Raw genomic sequence first — 18,202 nt, 5'->3', positions numbered from 1 at the left:
CGACACCTCGGCCAGCTCGATCGCCGTGTCGTTGAGGTCAACCCCGTACGAGTTGTGCAGCGCGACATACGCCTTGACCCGCTGCAACTCCTCCTCGTACTTCTCCGGGTCGATGTCCTTGCCGCGTTCTTTCTGGCGGCGCTTGAGGTACTCGGCAGCGACCTGGTTGATCGCCTCGTTGAGGAACGCGCCCGACCCAAGGGCGGGCTCGCAGATCTTCCAGCCGAGGATCTCGCGGGCCGTCGTGGTCGTCCCGTCCTGGTCGAGTCGATGCTTCAACGCGAGCTGAACGGTGACCTGTGTCAGTGACTCGGGCGTGTAGTACGACGCGGACGTTTCGCGGTCGCGGCCGGCGAGGCGGTAGACGAACGAACCCTTCTCATACCGCAGGAACTCCTCCTCGCCGTGGAGGTCGTCGTCCTCGCTGCGGCGGACGAAGACGTCCTGCGGGTAGTCGTCGGCCTTGGACGCCGGGATCATCCACGAGCCGTCCTTCGGGTCGCCGTTCTTCGCGACCTCGTACAGGTCCTCGCTCGCGATGAACCCGGTGTACGACATCAGCCCCTCGTACACCGCGCCAAGCTGGTTGATGCCGAGCTGCGCGTACGAGATGAACCCGCCACGTTCTTTACGCCGTCCCTTGGTGAGCATGAGGCGGCGCAGCACCCGATGGAGCGTCTCGTTGCGGAGGCGCGTGTCGATGACGCGCTCGTCCTCGTCGTCGTCCACCGAGATTGAGCCGATGAGCTTCACCGACTCCGGTTCGAACAGGTCGGAGCGCAGGGGCTCGAAGCGCAGACCCTCACCGTCCGGGCCATCCTCGGTGCGGGCGGTGCGGGGCCGGTACCCCTTGTTGACCATCCGGAACAGCAGGTCGAGCGACTCGTACAGGTGGAACGAGTTGCGGGCCTGCTCGCCGGACAGGTCGTTGACGACCAGGTCGCCGAGGCGGGCGAGGCTGTACCCCTTCAGGTAGTCCTGGTCGTTGGTGGGAAGGATGCCGAGGTCGGGACGCGCCTCCGCGTACAGCAGGAACAGGATCCGGTACAGGTACCGCAGCGACTCGCGGCCGAGCTGGGCGGCCAGCTCGCGCGACTCCATGATTTCCTCGGGGTCGGCGCCCTGCTCGCGGATGCGGTGGAGGACCTCGTTGGCGATCAGTTCGACGGACTCCTTGAGCCCGTCCCGCAGCTCCTTGGAGACGCCGACCGCGTGGTTGCGGGAGCTGGTGAGGAGTTCGGCGAGCGGCTCGTCGCCGCCCTCGGCGGGCGGCAGCAGCGAGTCGGCGCCGAACAGGGCGGCGATGACCTCCAGTTCGGCGTTGTCGTTGCGGCCGAGGGCGACGTCCAGGCTGACGGCGATGTACCGGCCTTCGCCCCAGCTCGCGCGGTCGGCCAGCACCAGCACGCCGCCGGCGAGGATCAGCACGTAGCGGGGCGGCTCGTCGGTGGCGAACAGCCAGGACGCGAGCTTGGTGCCGTCCTCGATCCGCTCGTTGCCGTCGAGCTGGAGCTGGTGGAGCAGGCCGGAGTCCATCGCGGCGTCCACGTCGGTCGCCCAGCCGCACTCGATGGCGATGAGGTGCTGGTCGGCGTAGGCGACCTGGACCACATGCTCCTCGTCCGTCCGCCGGACGGTCAGCGCACGCGGCTCCGCCTCGTACCCGAGGGCGCGCAGGATCGTGCCGTGCAGCTCGCCGAGCTTCTTCCGCCATTCCGGCAGGTCGTCCGGGACGAACTCCTCGTCGCGGAGCTGCTCGTCGAAGTCGGCGAAGTACTTGCGGTCGGCGAAGTACGGCTTGCCGAGCGCGCGCAGCCCGCGGCGCGGGGTGACGCGGCCGTCCTTCTCCTCGTCCGTCCAGCGGGCGTGCAGTCCCCGCTTGATGTCCTTCGGGAGCACCTCGGCCAGGTAGTGCGCCGAGAAGTAGTCGCCGCGGTTGACCAGCGAGTCGAGCCTCACTGCGTGGCCTCCTGGGGGACGAGGACGGCGAGGACCCGCAGCAGCGGCTCCCCGGTGGTCTGCAGGGAATCGAGCAGGCGCCGCTGCCGCTCGACGGTGTCGTCCACGCGCTCCTCCTGCTTCTTGCGCTGGGAGACGTGCGTGCCGTCGAGGGTGAGCTGCCGCCACGACTCCAGGTGGTCGCGGTAGTCGTTGAGCGGCGCGACGATCTCGGCGTCGTAGTGGGCGCGCCTTTCCTCAAGGTGGCGGCGGGCGGTGGCGACGGCATCCGGGATGCGGGCGGTGAGCGGGGCGAGGTCGATGGGGCGGCCCGTGTTCGTCATGTCCGGGCCGACGCCGGCGGCCGCGAGGATGTCGGGCATCTTCCCGGGCAGGACCCGGCCGGACGCGACCGCCATCCACTCCACGACGGTCGGCTGGCCGAAGTGGTTCGAGTACACGCCCTGCACCAGGTACGTCGGCTCGTCCACCTGCGCGACGATGACGGGCGCGGTCTGCCGGCCGAGCTGGACCAGCACCTTGTCCGTCACCCACTCCACGAGGGGATGCAGGTCGGACAGGTAGGCGATGTCGGGCCACAGGGTCTTCTGGTCGCGGGCCTCGGCGAGCTTCCGCTTCGCGAGCTCCTCGTCGAACGTGACCTTCATGCGCTTCTTGATGTCGTGCGTGCGCAGGTAGTCGGCGGGCAGTGCGGACAGCCGGTGCACGAGGTCCTTCGGCGGGGCGAAGGCGAGGAGCGCGCCGTCGTCCTCCAGGCCGGGCAGCAGGTTCAGCGTGTCGATGGCCTCGCCGACGAACTCGCGGGTGCCGGCGAACAGGCGGGGGACGTCCGCGCGGGGCGGGGCGCCCTCGGTGACCTGCCCCTCGATGGGGCCGAGCAGATCGCCTAGCAGCTCGTCGATGGGGACGTCCGGGACGGACTCCTCCACGGTCTTGCCGGCGAGGAGGTCCTGGATGAGCCGCCGCTCCTCCGCCTCCGGCCGGTACTCGCCGGTGATGGCCTCGGCGGTGCCGAAGGCGCGGTGCGCGGTCTCCTCCTTCTCCAGCAGCTTCGCCGACACCGTCCGGTCGTCCTTGACGCCGTCGATGCCGGAGGTGAGCAGGAGAGCGGAGAACTGGGGCTGGTGGCGCTGCCCGTACCGGTCGATGCGGCCGTTGCGCTGCTCGATCCGGATCAGGCTCCACGGCACGTCGTAGTGGATCAGGTGGTGGCACTGCCGGTGCAGGTTGACGCCCTCGGACGTGACGTCGGTCGTGACCAGCAGCCGGACGTCGCTGCCGCTCAGCCCGAACCGCTCGATGATCTGCATCTGCTGCTGGTCGGTCATGCCGCTGCCGAGCATCTTGTCGACGGCCTTGGCGGGCAGCTTCAGCCGCTTCGGCAGGACGTCCGCCAGCCAGTTCACCGTCTCGACGCTCTCGGAGAACACCACGGCGCGGTTGCCGTCCCGGACGACGATCCTCTCCAGCTCGGTGACGAGCGCGTCCAGCTTGGACGAGTCCCTGGCGGTGATCTGGTCGGCGAGTTCCTTCAGCGTGGTGAGCGCTCGGATCTCGCGTTCCTCCTTGGCGTTGCGGAGCCGGTTCGCGACCGTGCTCTGCAGCGCGCGATGGGACGACAGGAACGCCTTGAGCAGCGTGTAGGGGAACAGCCGGTTGCGGGTGCCGACGACTGGGCCGCCGGTGCGCTCGTCCCCCGCGAGCCACACCTGGGTCAGCTCCTCGAAGACCTTCTCCTCCTTCGGCGTGGCCTGGCAGGTGATCGGGACGGACGGCCCCCGGTCCGGCCACTTGGCGCCCATCTGGTCGCGGACCTCCGGGCTGATCTTGGTGCGCCGGATGTAGAGGTGGTCGATCTGCTTGGCCTCGTAGTTCTCCGCGTCCACGATCGCGGCCGGGTCGAGCATCCTGATCAGCTCGGCGAAGGACTCGGCCTTGCCGTTGTGCGGGGTGGCGCTGGCCAGGAGGAGCGCGTCCGTGCGGCGGGCCAGTAGCTTCGCGAGCCGGTTGCGCAGGGTGCGCTCTCCGATCAGGTTGTGCGACTCGTCGATGACGACCGCGTCCCAGTGCATGTGCTCAAGGTGCTGGCCGTACTTCCCCTCGTTCTTGAGCGTGTCGACCGACACGATGATGCGCTTGTAGTGCGTGAACGGGTTGCGTCCTGCAGGAAGCTCCTGCTGGATGCGCTCGATGCCGACCGAGTCGAGGCGGATCAGCGGGATCGCGAACCTCGTCCACAGCTCCCGCTGGAACTGCTCCAGGACCTGCTGCGGGGTGACGACCAGGATGCGCTCGCCGCGGCCGCGCCGGATCAGCTCCGCCAGGATCAGTCCGATCTCCAGGGTCTTGCCGAGGCCGACCACGTCCGCGATGAGCAGCCGGGGGCGGACGCCGCGCAGCGCCAGCTCCGCGGGGCGCTGCTGGTAGACGAGCGGGTCGAGCAGGAACCGGTCGGACAGCGCCAGGCCGCGCTCCGTCTGCGGCAGCGGGGTGCGGCGCAGCACCGCTTCGAGGAACAGGCGGCTCTTCGCGAACCGGGGCGTATCGTCCTGCTCCAGGACGGTCTCCTCCGGGCGGAGCAGGCTCACGTCCTCCAGGTCGGTGAAGAACACCGCCTCCTCGTCCCGCACGAACTCCGACGCGCCCACCGCCGTGATCTTGTAGCCGTCCGCCACGGGCACGCAGGTGCGGACGATCCACTCCGCGTCCCGGACCTCGATACGGGCACCGGGCGGGTAGGAGGTGTCGGTCACGGACGTGCCTTTCAGAACGGGGCGGTCGCGGCGTAGGCGGTGCGGAGGCGGCCGGCGAGGCGCGCCACCACCGAGCCCGGCGGCGCGACCTGCGACAGGTCGGCGCGGCGGCGCGGGGGCGGCGGGACGTCCTCGGGATCGGACTCGCGCTCCACATAGGTTGCCAGCGTCAGCGCCCGGATCGCCGCCGGCAGCGGGCCGCACAGCTTCTCCAGCGCCGATCTCGCCTCCGCCACCGTGGGCCTGGCATGCGGATCGTGCGCCAGCATCGCGGCGACCGGTTCCGCGAACGCGTCCGGCAGGCCGCTGAGGTCGGGCGGGGCCTCCGCGGAGATGATCTTCGCCATCAGGGCCACGACCGTGTCGGCCTTGTACGGGTAGTGGCCGGTCAGCGCGTAGAGAAGGGTCGCGCCGAGCGCGTGGACGTCCGCCGCGGCGGTGATGTGCTTGGGCGTGACGGCCTGCTCCGGCGCCATGCACGCCGGCGTGCCGAGCGTCGCCGTGGACGTCGTCAGATCGGTGGGGCCCTCGGCGAAGGCGACCAGGCCCAGGTCGATCAGCGTAGGGCCGTCGCGTCCGAGGATGACGTTGGCGGGCTTCAGATCGCGGTGCAGCAGCTCGGCCGCGTGGACGTCGCGCAGCGCGTCCGCGAGCAGGACGCCGAGGGCGGCCGCCTGCTCGACGTTCAGCGGGCCGCGTTCGCCGACGAACTCCTTGAGCGTGAGGCCGCGCACGTACTCCATCGCCAGCCACGGCTGCTCGTCGTCCGCGCCGGACGCGTCGACGAGCGAGGCGATGTGCGCGCCCTGGACGGTGCGGAGCGCCTCCGTCTCGCGGGCGAAGCGCTCCCGGACCTCGTCCCGGTCGATGAGATCGGCGCGGATCACCTTCACCGCGAGCTGCTCGCGGTCGTCGGTGACGCCGTAGTACACGCGCCCCATGCCGCCGAAGCCGAGGCGCCCGTGCAGGGTGATGCGGCCACCGATCCGCCTGGGATCAGACCGGTCCAAGCCCTCCACGCTCACCCGCCCCGTCGTCGCCGCCGGCCGTCCACGCCGCCGTTCGTGCGAGCAGGTTAGCCCCCGGAGCGGCGTGATCGGCAGACACCACCAAGATCAGCTGGAATCCGCGCACCCGTCGCGTCCAGCGTGTCTCGATATATACAGGAAATTGCGTGTTGACTCAATACACAAGGCCGGAAGAGGTCATCGCCGGACCTTCCGGTCGGCGTCCCCAGTACCAGCTAGACGGCTGAACCCCCCGACCCGTTGGCAAGCGGGCCCCTCCTTTCACCCGGAACAGCGGCAGAGCCCCGCCGCAGCGATTCCTTTTGCGCGGCTCCGCGGTCTGTATTGGTATGAGCCTCGACATGCCGGCCGAGCCGGCGGGAGCCGTCAGCACGGACCGGGGAGAGTTCGCGCGTCTGACCGGCGTGTTCCGGCGCGAGCTGCTCGTGCACTGCTACCGCATGCTGTGCTCAATGGACGAGGCGGAGGACCTCGTCCAGGAGACCTACCTGCGGGCCTGGCGGTCCTTCGAGGGGTTCGAGGGCAGATCGTCGTTGCGGACGTGGCTCTGCCGGATCGCGACCAACGCGTGCCTGACGGCCCTGGAGCGGCGCGGGCGGCGTCCGCTGCCGTCCGGGCTCGGCGGGCCGGGCGGCGACCCGCGCCTGCCCCCGGATCCGGCGCGGCCCGAGATCGACTGGCTGCAGCCGCCGCCCGACCGGCTCCTGGACGACTCGCGTTCCGACCCCGCGGCGATCGTCGCGTCGCGGAGCAGGCCGCGGCTCGCCCTCATCGCGGCCAGGGTGGTGGAGGGCGCCGGCGCGGCCGTGCTCCTCCCGCTGACGCTCACCCTGATCAGCGAGGTCTTCCCGGTGGAGAGGCGGGGCGCCGCGATCGGGATCTGGGGCGGCGTGTCCGGCCTCGGCGTGGCCGCCGGCCCGGTGCTGGGCGGGGCGATCACGGAGGGCCTCGCCTGGCAGTGGATCTTCTGGATCAACGTCCCGGTCGGCCTCGTGATGATCCCGCTCGCCGCTCGCCTGCTGCGGGAGAGCCGCGGCCCGCGGCCGCAGCTCGACATCACCGGGCTGCTGCTGGTGGCGGCCGGAGTGGCCGCGGCCTGGCCCGCCCGCCCCGCAGGGGTCCTATTCGGATCTGGCCCGGCGGGCGCGGGCCAGGGCCAGTGAGCCGATGGCCGTGCTGATCAGTCCGACCACCACGGCCACGTAGGCGCCGCCCAGGCCGTTGCCGGTGCCCACGCCGCCGTCGGCGGTGGCCGCGACCACGGCGGCCAGCACCACGGCCGCCACGCCCGCCGCCAAGGCGGTGACGGCTCTGTGCCGCCGGTCCCCGCCGGTGAGGCGGCGCAGCGCCGTCCCGCGCCGCCGCCCGCCGCCCACCCGGGGAGCAGCCCCTCGGTGCGGGCCGCCTGCGCTCCGGCGATGCCGGTGATCTCGCCCGCGGCGTAGACGGCGGGCGCGGTCGTGCGCTGGTCGCCGTCCACGTCGACGAACGGGCCGGGCCGCATGCGGCAGCCGGCGGCGACCGGCAGTTCCAGCTGCGGGGTGAAGCCGTGCGCGACGCACAGCGCGTCCACCGCGACGGCCCGTTCCGTGCCGGGGACGACCGACCAGTCGGGGCGGAGCCGCGCGGTGACGGCCTCCTCCACGCGCCCGTCGCCGCGGGCCTCGATCACGGCGCGGCCCGTCCGGTAGGGGACGCGGTGCCGGGCCAGCAGGCGGACGTACCCGGCGAGCTCCGCGGCCTTGCCCGCCTCGGACGCCAGCTCGCGCGGACGCCCGGTCCAGCCGCGCGCGAGGGTCGCGGCCGGGTTCGCCTCCAGGACCGCCCGGACGGCCGAGCCGGCCTCCAGCAGCGAGGCGGCGACCGGCAGCAGGAACGGCCCGGAACCGGCGATCAGCACCCGGTCGCCCACCACGAGCCGCTCGCCCTTCGCCAGCGCCTGCGCCGCGCCCGCGGTGTGGACGCCGGGCAGCTCCCAGCCGGGGAACGGCAGCACGCGGTCGTGGGCGCCGGGCGCGAGGACCAGCGCGTCGGGACGCAGGGTCCGGCGTTCCCGCCGCGCGCCGTCGGGCTCGCCGCGCAGCACGTGGACGTGCGGGGCGCCGTGCCCGGCTTGTTCGATCGACCAGACGGCGCTCTCCGGCCACCAGGCGCAGCGCGGATGGCCGAGGACGTGGTCGCGGAGGCGTTCGAAGCCGCGCCACCCGCGGTGCAGCAGGCCGGGGCGGGCGGCGGAGTAGGCGTCGGGGAGCATCCGGTGGTACTGGCCGCCCGGGTTCTCGGCGGCGTCGACCAGCGTCACCCGCGCACCGGCGCGCAGCGCGCCGGCCGCCGCGCCCAGGCCGGCGGGTCCGGCGCCGACGACTACCACGTGCCGGGTCACCGGGCGTCCCGTCCGGCGCGGGACCGGGTGGCCACCTCGTCGCCGTCGCGGGCGCGGCGGCGGCAGGCCCGCACGTCGGGGACGCCGTTGACGGCGACCAGGCAGTCGAAGCACGCGCCGATGCCGCAGAAGACCCCGCGCGGCGCGCCCGACGGGCTCTCCCGCCAGGACGTGCGGCCGGACGCCATCAGCACGCCCGCGATCGTCTGGCCCTCGATGCCGGTGAGCGGCACGCCGTCCACGGTGATGCGCAGCGGGACGTCGCGGCGCCCGGTGGCGTCGTCGGCGGCGCGCACGAGCCGCGGGCTCATCCGGGTCCTCCTCCGGGTCGGGCGGCGGGGCGGACGGCGGGGCGGTCCACGCGGAACGGCTCGGCGTCCGTCTCCGGTTCGCGCCCGAGCATCAGGTCGCGCAGGACGGCGGCCGTGCCGGCCGACAGGCCGATGCCGGCGCCCTCGTGCCCGGTGGCGTGCCAGAGGCCGGGCAGGTCGGGGTCCGCGCCGATCACCGGCAGGTGGTCGGCCGTGTAGGGGCGGAACCCGCCGTACGCGCGCATCACCGGCACGCCGGCCAGGGACGGGAACAGGCGCAGCGCCCTGCGGGCGATCACCGACAGCACGCCCGGGCGGAGCCGGTCGTCGAACCCCACCCGGCGGCGCGAGGAGCCGAGCAGGATCGTCCCCGCCCGCGTCGACTCGACCACCGCCGACGCCTGCAGCTCCCCCGCTCCGCTGCCGACCGCGCCCACATAGCCGGCGTCGTAGACCTTGTGGAACACGGTGGGCGGCTGCGGTGCGGTGACCAGCACCTCGCCGCGCCGGGGCAGCACGTCCAGCCGGACGCCGAGCCGCGCGGCGACCTCGCCGGACCACGGGCCGGCGGCGTTCACGAACGCGTCGCCCTCGACGATCCCGGCGGAGGTGCGCACGCCGGTGATCCGGCCGCCGCGGGTGACGGCGCCGAGCACCGCGCATCCCGTGCGCAGCCGGGCGCCGGCCGCGGCCGCCGCGGCGAGCAGGGCGGTGGCGGCGCCGGCGGGCTGGACCTGGGCGTCCTCGGGATAGTGGACGGCGCCGGCGACGTCCCGGGTGAGGTGCGGTTCGGCGGCGGCCAGATCGGCGGCGTCCAGCTCCGCCGCGGCGACCCCGGCGGCGCGCTGGCCCGCCGCGAGATCGCGGAGCGCCGCGGCGCCCGGCTCGGTGGTCGCGACGACGATGCCGCCCTTGGGCTCCCACTCCGCGGCCCCGGCGTCCGGCAGTTCCGCGAGGACCCGCGGCCACAGCCTCCTGGAGAGCCGCGCCAGCTCCAGCTCCGGGCCGGGCTCCTTGTCGGACACCAGGACGTTGCCCTCGCCGTGCGCGGTGGTCGCGGCGGCGGGGCGGCCGCGCTCGACGACGGTGACGGCGCATCCGGCCCGGGCCAGCTCGCGGGCGCAGGCGGCGCCGACGATCCCGGCGCCCAGCACCACGACCCGCGTCATCACGGCTCCGCTCGTCCGATGTACCGAACGTTCCGGAGCGTACGTCCGCGGCGCGGCGGGTGTCACATGCGCGTTCGATTCACCGGACGCCGGGTCTGGCGGCGGCTCAGCCGGCCTCGTGGCCCGGACTCAGATCCGGCAGGGAGCGGAAGGTCATGGGGGCGGCCTCGGCGTCGTGCACGGCCGCCTCGATCGGGGCGAGGAGGAAACCGGTGTGGTCGCCGAGGTCGAAGCGATCGAGGACGCGGCCGACCAGGTGGCGGGCGGCGCCGGTGAGCAGCGGGACGCCCTCCGGGCCGGGACGCCAGGAGCAGCGGGCGAACTTGTCGACCTCGTCGCCGGTCTCCGAGCCGAACAGCGCCGCGAGGTCGTTCCGCTCCCGGTCCAGGACGTGGACGGCGAGAACGGCCGCCGCCTCGGCCGTCCGGTGCGTGCGGTTGCGCCGGGACAGGCACACGAGGTACCTGAACGGGTCGATGCCGGTCTGCGTGGCGAACCCGACCAGGCAGCCCGACCGCGCCCCGCTGCCGGGGTCGGCGGCGGTCACGACGAACATCGGGTAGTCGAATCCGGCGACGAACTCATCGCTGTCCACACCGGCAGCCTAGGTCAGGACGCGGCGCCGCCGGCCCGGCCCGACTCCGGATACCCTAGGGGGTAAAAGCGAGGGGGACCGCATGGAACTGGACAAGGATTCGCTGGCCGACGTCGTCGTGCGGCTGAAGCGGGCGCAGGGGCAGCTCGGCGGCGTGATCCAGATGATCGAGAACGAGCGCGACTGCAAGGACGTGATCACCCAGCTCGCCGCGGTGTCGCGCGCGCTCGACCGGGCCGGCTTCAAGATCATCGCCACCGGCCTGGAGCAGTGCCTCGCCCAGGGCGACGACCCCGAACAGGCCGCGGTGGACCGGGCGCAGCTGGAGAAGCTCTTCCTCACCCTGGCCTGACCGGCGGCGCTACCACTCGCCGGCCCGCCGCGCCGCGGCCCGGGGATGCCGGGCGCGTTCGCGGGTAGGCGTGGGGGACGACTCGTCGTTCCAGGGGGAGGGATCATGCGAGCGCTGCGCCTGCTCGGCTGGAAGTCCGAGCCCGAACTGGTCGAGGTCGCCGAGCCCGAGCCGGGGCCGGGGCAGGTCGTCGTCAAGGTCGGAGGCGCGGGGGCCTGCCACTCGGACCTGCACCTCATGCGGGACTTCGAGGGCGGCGCGCTGCCCTGGGGGCCGCCGTTCACGCTCGGGCACGAGAACGCGGGCTGGGTGCACGCCGTCGGCGACGGCGTGCGCGGCCTGGGCACGGGCCAGCCGGTCGCGGTGTACGGGCCGTGGGGCTGCGGCATCTGCGGGCGGTGCCGGGTCGGGACGGAGAACTACTGCGAGAACCCGGCGGAGGCGCCGGTCCCCGGAGGCGGCGGCGGGCTGGGCCTCGACGGCGGGATGGCGGAGTTCCTGCTGGTCCCGAGCGCGCGGTTCCTCTTCCCGCTGCCGGACGGGCTGGACCCGGTGGCGGCGGCGCCGCTGGCCGACGCCGGGCTGACGCCCTACCACGCCGTCCGGCGGTCGTGGCCGAAGCTGCCGCCGGGCACGAGCGCCGTCGTGATCGGCACGGGCGGGCTCGGGCACCTGGCCGTGCAGATCCTCAAGGCCACCACCGCGGCGCGGGTCATCGCCGTCGACACGCGGGAGGAGGCGCGGCGGCACGCGGTCGAGCACGGCGCCGACCTCGCCCTGCCGTCCGACGACGCGACGGCGGACGCGGTGCGGGACGCGACCGGCGGGCGCGGCGCGGACGTCGTCCTCGACTTCGTCGGCGTCGACGCGACCCTCGCCACGGCCGCGGCGTCGGCGCGGATGCTCGGCGACGTGACGATCGTGGGCATCGGCGGCGGCACGCTGCCGGTGTCGTTCTTCTCCGTCCCGTACGAGGTGTCGCTGCAGACGACGTACTGGGGGACGCGGCCGGAACTGGCGGAGGTGCTCGACATGGGGGCGCGGGGGCTGCTGCGGCCCGACGTCACCGAGTTCCCGCTGGACCGGGCCATGGACGCCTACCGCGACATGGAGGCCGGGCGGCTCACCGGCCGCGCGGTGATCGTGCCCGCCTGACGCGTCAGGGCTGGGGCACGGGATGGGCGCTCTCCAGGAGCCGCAGCTGGGCGGCCTGCAGCCGGTCGACGACGAGCTCGGTGAACCGGCGGGTCAGCTCGTACCCGAGCGCGGGGTCGACCGCGCAGAGGGTGCGGATCAGCCGGCCGTCGAACTCCACGGCCCGGACGTCCTCCAGCGCGGTCGCGCCGAAGCGCCACCGGTACGGGCGGAACAGCCACGACCAGCCGAGGGCCGCGCCCGGCCCGAACGTGTCGACGACGACGGTCCCGCGCTCGGGCACGCGCAGGTCGAGGGCGACCGTCCCCTCCCGGATCAGCCAGAAGCGCTCCGCCGGCTCGGCCTCGGCGATGATCCGCCGGCCCGCCGGGATCTCGACCGCGCGGGCGGTCGTCGCCAGCCGCGCCAGGTCGGCGCTCCGCATCCCGCGCAGGAAGGGCTCCCGCGCGAGGTCCGCCGCCGTGATGCTGCTCACCGGATTCGCCCCCGTTCGTGTGTCGACAGCGTTGCCACGCTCCCATCTCACCTTGCGAGTGACCGGCGACACAGGGCCGAAGGGCCTTTGGCGGCGGGACCTCTGCCGGATCCGGCCACATCCCGCCTGAGCGGGCGCGACGCCGGGCGAGGCCGGTGCCCGGGAGGACCCGCGGTTCGGGACCTTGGTCCTTCCCGCCGCGGGACGTCCGAGGCTGTGACGGAGGACGGCGGGCGGGTAACGTCCGAATCGATCGCTGACTACGTAGGGGACGATGCGCCATGAGCGGCGAGGCTGCGAAGACGATCCGGGTGTTCCTGCTGGACGACCACGAGGTGGTCCGCCGCGGGGTGGCGGCGCTGCTGTCGGCCGAAGACGACATCGAGATCGTGGGTGAGGCCGGCACCGCCGAGCACGCCCTGGCGCGCATCCCCGCCGCCCGGCCCGACGTGGCGGTCCTGGACGTCCGGCTCCCCGACGGCGACGGCGTCAGCGTCTGCCGCGAGATCCGGTCCCAGATGCCCGACCTGGCGTGCCTGATGCTGACCTCCTTCGACGACGAGGACGCCCTGTTCGAAGCCGTCATGGCGGGCGCCGCCGGGTACGTGCTCAAGCAGATCCACGGCTCGGACCTGGTCGGTGCCGTCCGCACCGTGGCCACCGGCCAGTCGCTGCTCGACCCCCGGTCCACGGCCCGGATGCTGCAGCGCCTGCGCGACCGGCAGGAGAAGCAGGACCCCCTCAAGAGCCTCACCGAGCAGGAACGCCACATCTTCGACCTCATCGGCGAGGGCCTGACCAACCGGCAGATCGGCGAGCGCCTCTTCCTGGCCGAGAAGACCGTCAAGAACTACATCTCCAACATCTTCGCCAAGCTCGGCATGAGCCGCCGCACCCAGGCCGCCGCCCTCGCCGCCCAGCTCAAGGCCGACCGCAGGGACTCCCGCCCCTAGCCGGCGGACATGCGATGACGACGGCTCCCGCGCCCTACCGCAGGCCCGCCGAGGACGTGGTGCGGGACCTCGGCGGCGACGCCTCCCGCGGGCTGACCTCGGCCGAGGCGGCGGCGCGGCTGGAGCGGGACGGGCCGAACGCGCTGCCCGCCGCGCGGGGCCGCGGCCCGCTGCTGCGGTTCCTGCTGCAGTTCCACAGCCCGCTGATCTACGTCCTGCTCGCCGCGGCGCTGATCACGTGGCTGCTCGGCGAGCGGGTGGACTCGCTGGTGATCCTCGGCGTGGTGCTCGTGAACGCCATCGTCGGGTTCGTCCAGGAGTCGCGGGCGGAGCGGGCGCTGACCGCGCTCGCCGCGATGGCGCGGACGACGGCGGTGGTCGTGCGGGACGGCGTGCGGGCCGTCGTGCCCGCGGCGGAGCTGGTGCGCGGCGACCTGGTCGTGCTGGAGGCCGGCGACAAGGTCCCGGCCGACCTGCGGCTGCTGCGCACCGACGAGCTCGCCGTGGACGAGTCGGCGCTGACCGGCGAGTCGGTGCCCGTCGCCAAGGACCCGGCGCCGCTGCCCGAGGTCGCGCTCGCCGACCGCGCCGCCATGGCGTTCTCCGGGACGCTGGTGACCGCCGGCGCGGCCACCGGCCTGGTCGTGGCGACCGGCGCGGACACCGAGCTCGGCGGCATCGACCGCCTCGTCCACACCACCACGGCGGTGCAGACGCCGCTCACCCGCAAGATCGCCCAGTTCAGCAAGGTCGTGACGGTCGCGATCCTGGCGCTGGCCGCGCTCACCTTCGTGATCGGGATCATGCGCGGCCGGGACGCCACGGAGATGCTGACCGCGGCGGTGGCGCTCGCGGTCGGCGCGATCCCGGAGGGCCTGCCCGCCGTCGTGACGATCACCCTGGCGCTCGGCGTCGCCCGGATGGTGCGGCGCGGCGCGATCGTCCGGCACCTGCCCGCCGTGGAGACGCTCGGCGGCACCACCGTCATCTGCACCGACAAGACCGGCACGCTCACCCAGAACCAGATGACCGTCACCGCGATCACCGCGGGCGGCCGGGACTACACCGTCACCGGCACCGGCTACGCCCCGGACGGCGCGATCGAGTGCGGCGGACGCCCGGTCGACCTCGCCGAGCACCCCGCCCTGCGGGAGACGCTGCTGAGCGGGCTGGGCTGCAACGACGCGCGGCTCGCCGAGAAGGACGGCCGCTGGCAGATCACCGGCGACCCCACCGAGGGGGCGCTGGTGACCAGCGCCGCCAAGGCCGGGCTGCTCGGCGAGGTCCCGGCCCGGACCGCCACGCAGCCGTTCAGCTCCGAGCGGCGCTACATGGCGACCCTGCACGAGGACGGCACCGTCTACGTGAAGGGACCGGTCGAGCGGGTCCTGCAGCTGTGCGGCGACGCGGCCGGGCCCGACGGCGCACCGGTCCCGCTGGACCCGGCGGCCGTGACCGCCCGCGCCGAGGCGTACGGCGCCGACGCGCTGCGCGTGCTCGCCTTCGCCCGGGGCCGCGCGGAGAGCCTGGACGAGCTGCCCCGGCTGACGTTCCTCGGCCTGCAGGCCATGCTGGACCCGCCCCGCCCGGACGCCGCCCAGGCCGTGCGGACCTGCCACGACGCCGGCATCCAGGTCAAGATGATCACCGGTGACCACGCCGCGACCGCCGCCGCCATCGGCGCCCGCGTCGGGCTGGAGGGCGAGGTGATGACCGGCGCGGACCTCACCGCCGACCACGCCCCGGAGCGCCTCCAGGCCGCCACCGTCTTCGCCCGCGTGTCGCCCGAGCAGAAGCTCCGCCTCGTCCGGGCGCTGCAGGGCTCCGGGCACGTCATCGCGATGACCGGCGACGGCGTCAACGACGCGCCCGCGCTCAAGCAGGCCGACATCGGCGTCGCGATGGGCCGCACCGGCACCGACGCCGCCAAGGAGTCGGCCGACATGGTGCTCACCGAGGACGACTTCACCTCCATCGAGCAGGCGGTGGAGGAGGGGCGCGGCGTCTTCGACAACCTGGTGAAGTTCATCGTGTGGGCGCTGCCGTCCAACATCGGGCTCGGCCTCGTCCTCGTCGCCGCGATCGTCGCCGGGACCGCGCTGCCGATCCTGCCGCTGCAGGTGCTGTGGCTCAACATGACGGCCGTGCTGGTGCTGGGGCTGCCGTTCGCGGTCGAGCCGAAGGACGAGCACATCATGCGCCGCCCGCCCCGCGACCCGGGGCTGCCGCTGCTCACCCGCGCGATGACCGTCCGGCTCCTGCTGGTCTCGGCGATCCTGCTCGCCGGCGCGTTCGGCCTGCAGCACTGGGAGCGGGGGCACGGCGCGTCCCCGGAGACCGCGCAGACGATCGTCGTCAACGTGTTCGCGCTGACGCTGCTGACCTACATGTTCAACTGCCTGTCGCTGGACCGGCCGCTGCTGTGGGGCGGCGTCCGGCGCAACCCGTGGGTCGCCGTCAGCGTCCTCGCCCTGGCCGCGCTCCAGGCGCTGTACACGTACGCGCCGTTCATGAACGACGTGTTCGGGTCGGCCCCGCTCGGCGCCGCCGCCTGGGCGCGCATCGCGGCCATCGCCGTCGCCTCCTACCTCCTGGTGGAGGCGCTGAAGCTCGTCCAGCGGTCCCGCTGAGCCGGACGGGGGCCGAATGGTCCCGCAGCCGGGGACCAAGGTCCTTGGCCGGGCCGGACCGTCCTGCGCAAGGCTCTGATCACGCCGACCGGCCGCCCGCGACCCGCGCCGGCCGGTCGTTCCCGCGACCCTGGGAGGAGCCGAGATGACCCTGGCCGAGCCGTACCGGATCAAGAGCGTGGAGCCGCTGCCGGTGCCGACGCGGACCGAGCGCGAGGAGGCGATCGAGCGCGCCGGGCACAACACGTTCCTGCTGCGCTCGGAGGAGGTCTGCATCGACCTGCTCACCGACAGCGGCACGAGCGCGATGAGCGACCGGCAGTGGGCGGCGCTGATGCGCGGCGACGAGGCGTACTCCGGCTCCCGCTCGTTCTACCGGCTGGAGGAGGCGGTCCGCGAGGTGTACGGGTTCCAGTACACGGTCCCCACGCACCAGGGCCGCGGCGCCGAGCACATCCTCGCGCAGATCGCCATCAAGGACGGGCAGTACGTGCCGGGGAACATGTACTTCACCACCACCCGCGCCCACCAGGAGCTCGCCGGCGGGATCTTCACGGACGTGGTGATCGACGAGGCCCACGACCCGACCGCCCGGCACCCGTTCAAGGGCAACGTCGACCTCGACAAGCTGGCCGCCCTCATCGACCGCGAGGGCGCCGCCAACATCGCCTACGTCAACGTGGCCGTCACGGTCAACATGGCGGGCGGGCAGCCGGTGTCCATGGCGAACCTGCGCGCCGTCCGGGACCTGTGCGCCCGGCACGGGATCCTGCTGTGGTGCGACGCGACCCGCTGCGTCGAGAACGCCTACTTCATCAAGGAGCGCGAGGACGGCTACGCCAACCGGTCCGTGGCCTCGATCCTGCGGGAGATGATGTCGTACTTCGACGGGTGCACGATGTCCGGCAAGAAGGACGCCCTCGTCAACATCGGCGGCTTCCTCGCGCTGAACGACCCGGCGCTGCTGCAGCGGGCCCGGGAGCTGGTCGTCCTCTACGAGGGCATGCCGACCTACGGGGGCCTCGCCGGACGCGACATGGAGGCCATGGCGCAGGGCATCCACGAGATGGTCGACGACGCCTACATCGCGCACCGCATCCACCAGGTGCGGTACCTCGGCGAACGGCTGCGCGTCGCGGGCGTCCCGATCGTGGAGCCGATCGGCGGGCACGCCGTGTTCATCGACGCGGCCAGGTTCCTGCCGCACCTCGACCAGGAGGAGTTCCCGGCGCAGGCGCTCGCCGCCGCGCTGTACACCGACAGCGGCGTCCGCTCGATGGAGCGCGGCATCGTCTCGGCGGGCCGGGACCCGAAGACGGGACGGAACCGCAGGCCGCGCCTGGAGCTGGTCCGGCTGACCGTGCCGCGCCGCGTCTACACCGACCGCCATCTGGACGTCGTGGCGGACTCCGTCCAGCACCTGTACGCGCACCGCGACTCCGTCCGCGGCCTCCGCATGACCTACGAGCCGCCGACGCTGCGCTTCTTCACGGCCCGCTTCGAACCGCTCGGCCGTCCCGCGGGCTGAGCTCCGCCTCGACGCGCTCGATCAGCGCGCCGAGGACCTCTTCCGCCTGGGCGGGGTCGAAGTCCTCGCCCAGGCGCTTGCGGACGCCCGCGTCGCTCAGCCGGTGGTGGACGTCGGGCGTCACGTCGTGCCGGGCGAGGCAGCTGCGGGCGCACTCCAGGGCGCAGCCGTCGATCGCGATGATCGGGCGCCCGCTGGTCGCCTTGCGGACCAGGCTCCGCACGTCGCCGCCGACGCCCGCGATGCAGGACATCTCGGCGACGCCGCGGCGGTCGAGCTGGATCGCCAGCCAGTTCGTCATCTGCGCGGCGCTGGAGCAGCCCGAGCACGAGTAGACGAGCGGGCGTTCACGGCGGTCGTTCATGGTTCTCCATCCATGTGCTGGGCGGCTGCGTGGTAGCGGTGACCGGCTAGGTGCTGGGCAGGGCGGTGGCGAGCAGGACGATGCCGACGGACCCGACGAGCGAGGCGACCGCCATGGCGCGGGCGAAGGACGGGTGCCGGGAGCTGGCCCACCCGTGCACGCCGGCGACGGCGATGACGGCGCCGAACAGCAGCAGCTTGGCGGAGAGGATGCGGCCGTAGCCGGGCTCGGCCAGCGACGCCCACGTGACGCCCTTGTGCCAGGCCATCGCCACGCCCGTGGTGATCTGCACCGGCAGGAAGACCGCCCCGGTGAAGATGCCGAACCGGCGGCCGACCTCCCTGGCCAGCCCCGCGTACTGCTCCTCGGCGAGCTTCCGGCGGGCGAGCGGCAGCAGGACCAGGGAGATGGTGAGCTGCCCGCCCACCCACAGCGCGGCCCCCGAGACGTGCAGGAACCGGATCACGGACCACCAGGTCATTTGGTCACCTTCAGGATTCCGTGTGCGCCGGATTCGCCGTGGCGCATGTCGTGGTCGACGAACGGG

15 protein-coding genes and 2 pseudogenes are annotated in these 18,202 nt (G+C 73.4%); 6 read left to right on the top strand and 11 right to left on the bottom strand.

Going from position 1 to position 18,202, the window contains the following annotated elements:
* The 3 genes and pseudogenes from ACIWVC_RS30165 to ACIWVC_RS30155 all read right to left on the bottom strand — a co-directional run.
* A pseudogene (locus tag ACIWVC_RS30165) lies at positions 1-1,959 on the bottom strand (class I SAM-dependent DNA methyltransferase); the annotation flags it as partial.
* Positions 1,956-4,712 (bottom strand): DEAD/DEAH box helicase, encoded by a 2,757-nt coding sequence (locus tag ACIWVC_RS30160; RefSeq protein ID WP_396454866.1) that lies wholly within the window; start codon positions 4,710-4,712, stop codon positions 1,956-1,958. The gene ACIWVC_RS30160 and the pseudogene ACIWVC_RS30165, both read right to left, overlap by 4 nt.
* An 11-nt stretch (positions 4,713-4,723) precedes the next feature.
* A complete protein-coding gene (locus tag ACIWVC_RS30155; protein WP_396451265.1) occupies positions 4,724-5,722 on the bottom strand; it encodes a serine/threonine-protein kinase in 999 nt (332 codons plus the stop codon).
* Between the two features lie 347 nt (positions 5,723-6,069).
* Between ACIWVC_RS30155 and ACIWVC_RS30150 the strand changes: the two genes are divergently transcribed.
* On the top strand, positions 6,070-6,903 hold the full coding sequence (locus tag ACIWVC_RS30150) for an MFS transporter (protein ID WP_396451267.1): 834 nt from the start codon (positions 6,070-6,072) through the stop codon (positions 6,901-6,903).
* On the opposite strand, the gene ACIWVC_RS30145 is transcribed toward ACIWVC_RS30150, so the two are convergent.
* The 5 genes and pseudogenes from ACIWVC_RS30145 to ACIWVC_RS30125 form a co-directional block, all read right to left on the bottom strand.
* Entirely contained in the window at positions 6,862-7,116 is a 255-nt protein-coding gene (locus ACIWVC_RS30145; protein WP_396451269.1) for a DUF6223 family protein, read from the bottom strand. The two genes, ACIWVC_RS30150 and ACIWVC_RS30145, sit on opposite strands and share 42 nt — an antisense overlap.
* A gap of 23 nt (positions 7,117-7,139) precedes the next feature.
* Positions 7,140-8,111: pseudogene (locus ACIWVC_RS30140) on the bottom strand (FAD/NAD(P)-binding oxidoreductase); the annotation flags it as partial.
* 8 nt (positions 8,112-8,119) lie between these two features.
* On the bottom strand, positions 8,120-8,434 hold the full coding sequence (locus ACIWVC_RS30135) for a (2Fe-2S)-binding protein (protein ID WP_396451271.1): 315 nt from the start codon (positions 8,432-8,434) through the stop codon (positions 8,120-8,122).
* Positions 8,431-9,603 (bottom strand): NAD(P)/FAD-dependent oxidoreductase, encoded by a 1,173-nt coding sequence (locus ACIWVC_RS30130; RefSeq protein ID WP_396454865.1) that lies wholly within the window; start codon positions 9,601-9,603, stop codon positions 8,431-8,433. The genes ACIWVC_RS30135 and ACIWVC_RS30130 overlap by 4 nt, the downstream gene beginning before the upstream one ends.
* Before the next feature lie 106 nt (positions 9,604-9,709).
* Positions 9,710-10,198, bottom strand: coding sequence for a flavin reductase family protein (locus ACIWVC_RS30125; protein WP_396454864.1), 489 nt, complete (start codon positions 10,196-10,198; stop codon positions 9,710-9,712).
* Positions 10,199-10,280: 82 nt separating this feature from the next.
* On the opposite strand from ACIWVC_RS30125, the gene ACIWVC_RS30120 reads away from it, so the two are divergent.
* Together ACIWVC_RS30120 and ACIWVC_RS30115 are read left to right on the top strand one after the other, a co-directional pair.
* Positions 10,281-10,550, top strand: coding sequence for a metal-sensitive transcriptional regulator (locus ACIWVC_RS30120; RefSeq protein ID WP_396454863.1), 270 nt, complete (start codon positions 10,281-10,283; stop codon positions 10,548-10,550).
* 105 nt (positions 10,551-10,655) lie between these two features.
* Complete coding sequence (locus ACIWVC_RS30115) at positions 10,656-11,705, top strand: NAD(P)-dependent alcohol dehydrogenase (protein ID WP_396454862.1); 1,050 nt, start codon at positions 10,656-10,658, stop codon at positions 11,703-11,705.
* Positions 11,706-11,709: 4 nt separating this feature from the next.
* Here ACIWVC_RS30115 and ACIWVC_RS30110 read toward each other — a convergent pair whose 3' ends face one another.
* Positions 11,710-12,180 (bottom strand): cyclic nucleotide-binding domain-containing protein, encoded by a 471-nt coding sequence (locus ACIWVC_RS30110; RefSeq protein ID WP_396451281.1) that lies wholly within the window; start codon positions 12,178-12,180, stop codon positions 11,710-11,712.
* 281 nt (positions 12,181-12,461) lie between these two features.
* On the opposite strand from ACIWVC_RS30110, the gene ACIWVC_RS30105 reads away from it, so the two are divergent.
* From ACIWVC_RS30105 to ACIWVC_RS30095, 3 genes are all read left to right on the top strand, one after another.
* Positions 12,462-13,133 (top strand): response regulator, encoded by a 672-nt coding sequence (locus ACIWVC_RS30105; protein ID WP_396451283.1) that lies wholly within the window; start codon positions 12,462-12,464, stop codon positions 13,131-13,133.
* Between the two features lie 14 nt (positions 13,134-13,147).
* Positions 13,148-15,763 (top strand): cation-translocating P-type ATPase, encoded by a 2,616-nt coding sequence (locus ACIWVC_RS30100; RefSeq protein ID WP_396454861.1) that lies wholly within the window; start codon positions 13,148-13,150, stop codon positions 15,761-15,763.
* A gap of 145 nt (positions 15,764-15,908) precedes the next feature.
* The gene (locus tag ACIWVC_RS30095) at positions 15,909-17,291 is read left to right on the top strand and encodes a tyrosine phenol-lyase (protein ID WP_396451287.1); all 1,383 of its coding nucleotides are present in this window, start codon (positions 15,909-15,911) and stop codon (positions 17,289-17,291) included.
* Here the strand turns inward: ACIWVC_RS30095 and ACIWVC_RS30090 are convergent.
* Both ACIWVC_RS30090 and ACIWVC_RS30085 read right to left on the bottom strand, forming a co-directional pair.
* Positions 17,251-17,655 carry a putative zinc-binding protein gene (locus ACIWVC_RS30090; RefSeq protein ID WP_396451289.1) on the bottom strand — a complete coding sequence of 135 codons (405 nt, stop codon included), beginning with the start codon at positions 17,653-17,655 and terminating at the stop codon, positions 17,251-17,253. The two genes, ACIWVC_RS30095 and ACIWVC_RS30090, sit on opposite strands and share 41 nt — an antisense overlap.
* 46 nt (positions 17,656-17,701) lie before the next feature.
* The gene (locus tag ACIWVC_RS30085) at positions 17,702-18,136 is read right to left on the bottom strand and encodes a hypothetical protein (RefSeq protein ID WP_396451291.1); all 435 of its coding nucleotides are present in this window, start codon (positions 18,134-18,136) and stop codon (positions 17,702-17,704) included.
* Positions 18,137-18,202 lie beyond the last annotated feature (66 nt).

The sequence above is a fragment of the Actinomadura sp. genome (assembly GCF_044508335.1).
In the GTDB taxonomy this organism is placed as follows: Bacteria; Actinomycetota; Actinomycetes; order Streptosporangiales; family Streptosporangiaceae; genus Spirillospora.
Note: the sequence above shows the minus strand (reverse complement) of the source record. Positions and strands in the feature narration are given on the sequence as shown.

Bases quoted from the DNA above. Each gene is read 5' to 3' on its own strand.
- ACIWVC_RS30150 (WP_396451267.1), top strand. From the start codon at position 6,070: ATGAGCCTCGACATGCCGGCCGAGCCGGCGGGAGCCGTCAGCACGGAC.
- ACIWVC_RS30095 (WP_396451287.1), top strand. From the start codon at position 15,909: ATGACCCTGGCCGAGCCGTACCGGATCAAGAGCGTGGAGCCGCTGCCG.
- ACIWVC_RS30130 (WP_396454865.1), bottom strand. From the start codon at position 9,603: ATGACGCGGGTCGTGGTGCTGGGCGCCGGGATCGTCGGCGCCGCCTGC.
- ACIWVC_RS30135 (WP_396451271.1), bottom strand. From the start codon at position 8,434: ATGAGCCCGCGGCTCGTGCGCGCCGCCGACGACGCCACCGGGCGCCGC.
- ACIWVC_RS30085 (WP_396451291.1), bottom strand. From the start codon at position 18,136: ATGACCTGGTGGTCCGTGATCCGGTTCCTGCACGTCTCGGGGGCCGCG.
- ACIWVC_RS30115 (WP_396454862.1), top strand. From the start codon at position 10,656: ATGCGAGCGCTGCGCCTGCTCGGCTGGAAGTCCGAGCCCGAACTGGTC.
- ACIWVC_RS30090 (WP_396451289.1), bottom strand. From the start codon at position 17,655: ATGAACGACCGCCGTGAACGCCCGCTCGTCTACTCGTGCTCGGGCTGC.
- ACIWVC_RS30120 (WP_396454863.1), top strand. From the start codon at position 10,281: ATGGAACTGGACAAGGATTCGCTGGCCGACGTCGTCGTGCGGCTGAAG.
- ACIWVC_RS30100 (WP_396454861.1), top strand. From the start codon at position 13,148: ATGACGACGGCTCCCGCGCCCTACCGCAGGCCCGCCGAGGACGTGGTG.
- ACIWVC_RS30105 (WP_396451283.1), top strand. From the start codon at position 12,462: ATGAGCGGCGAGGCTGCGAAGACGATCCGGGTGTTCCTGCTGGACGAC.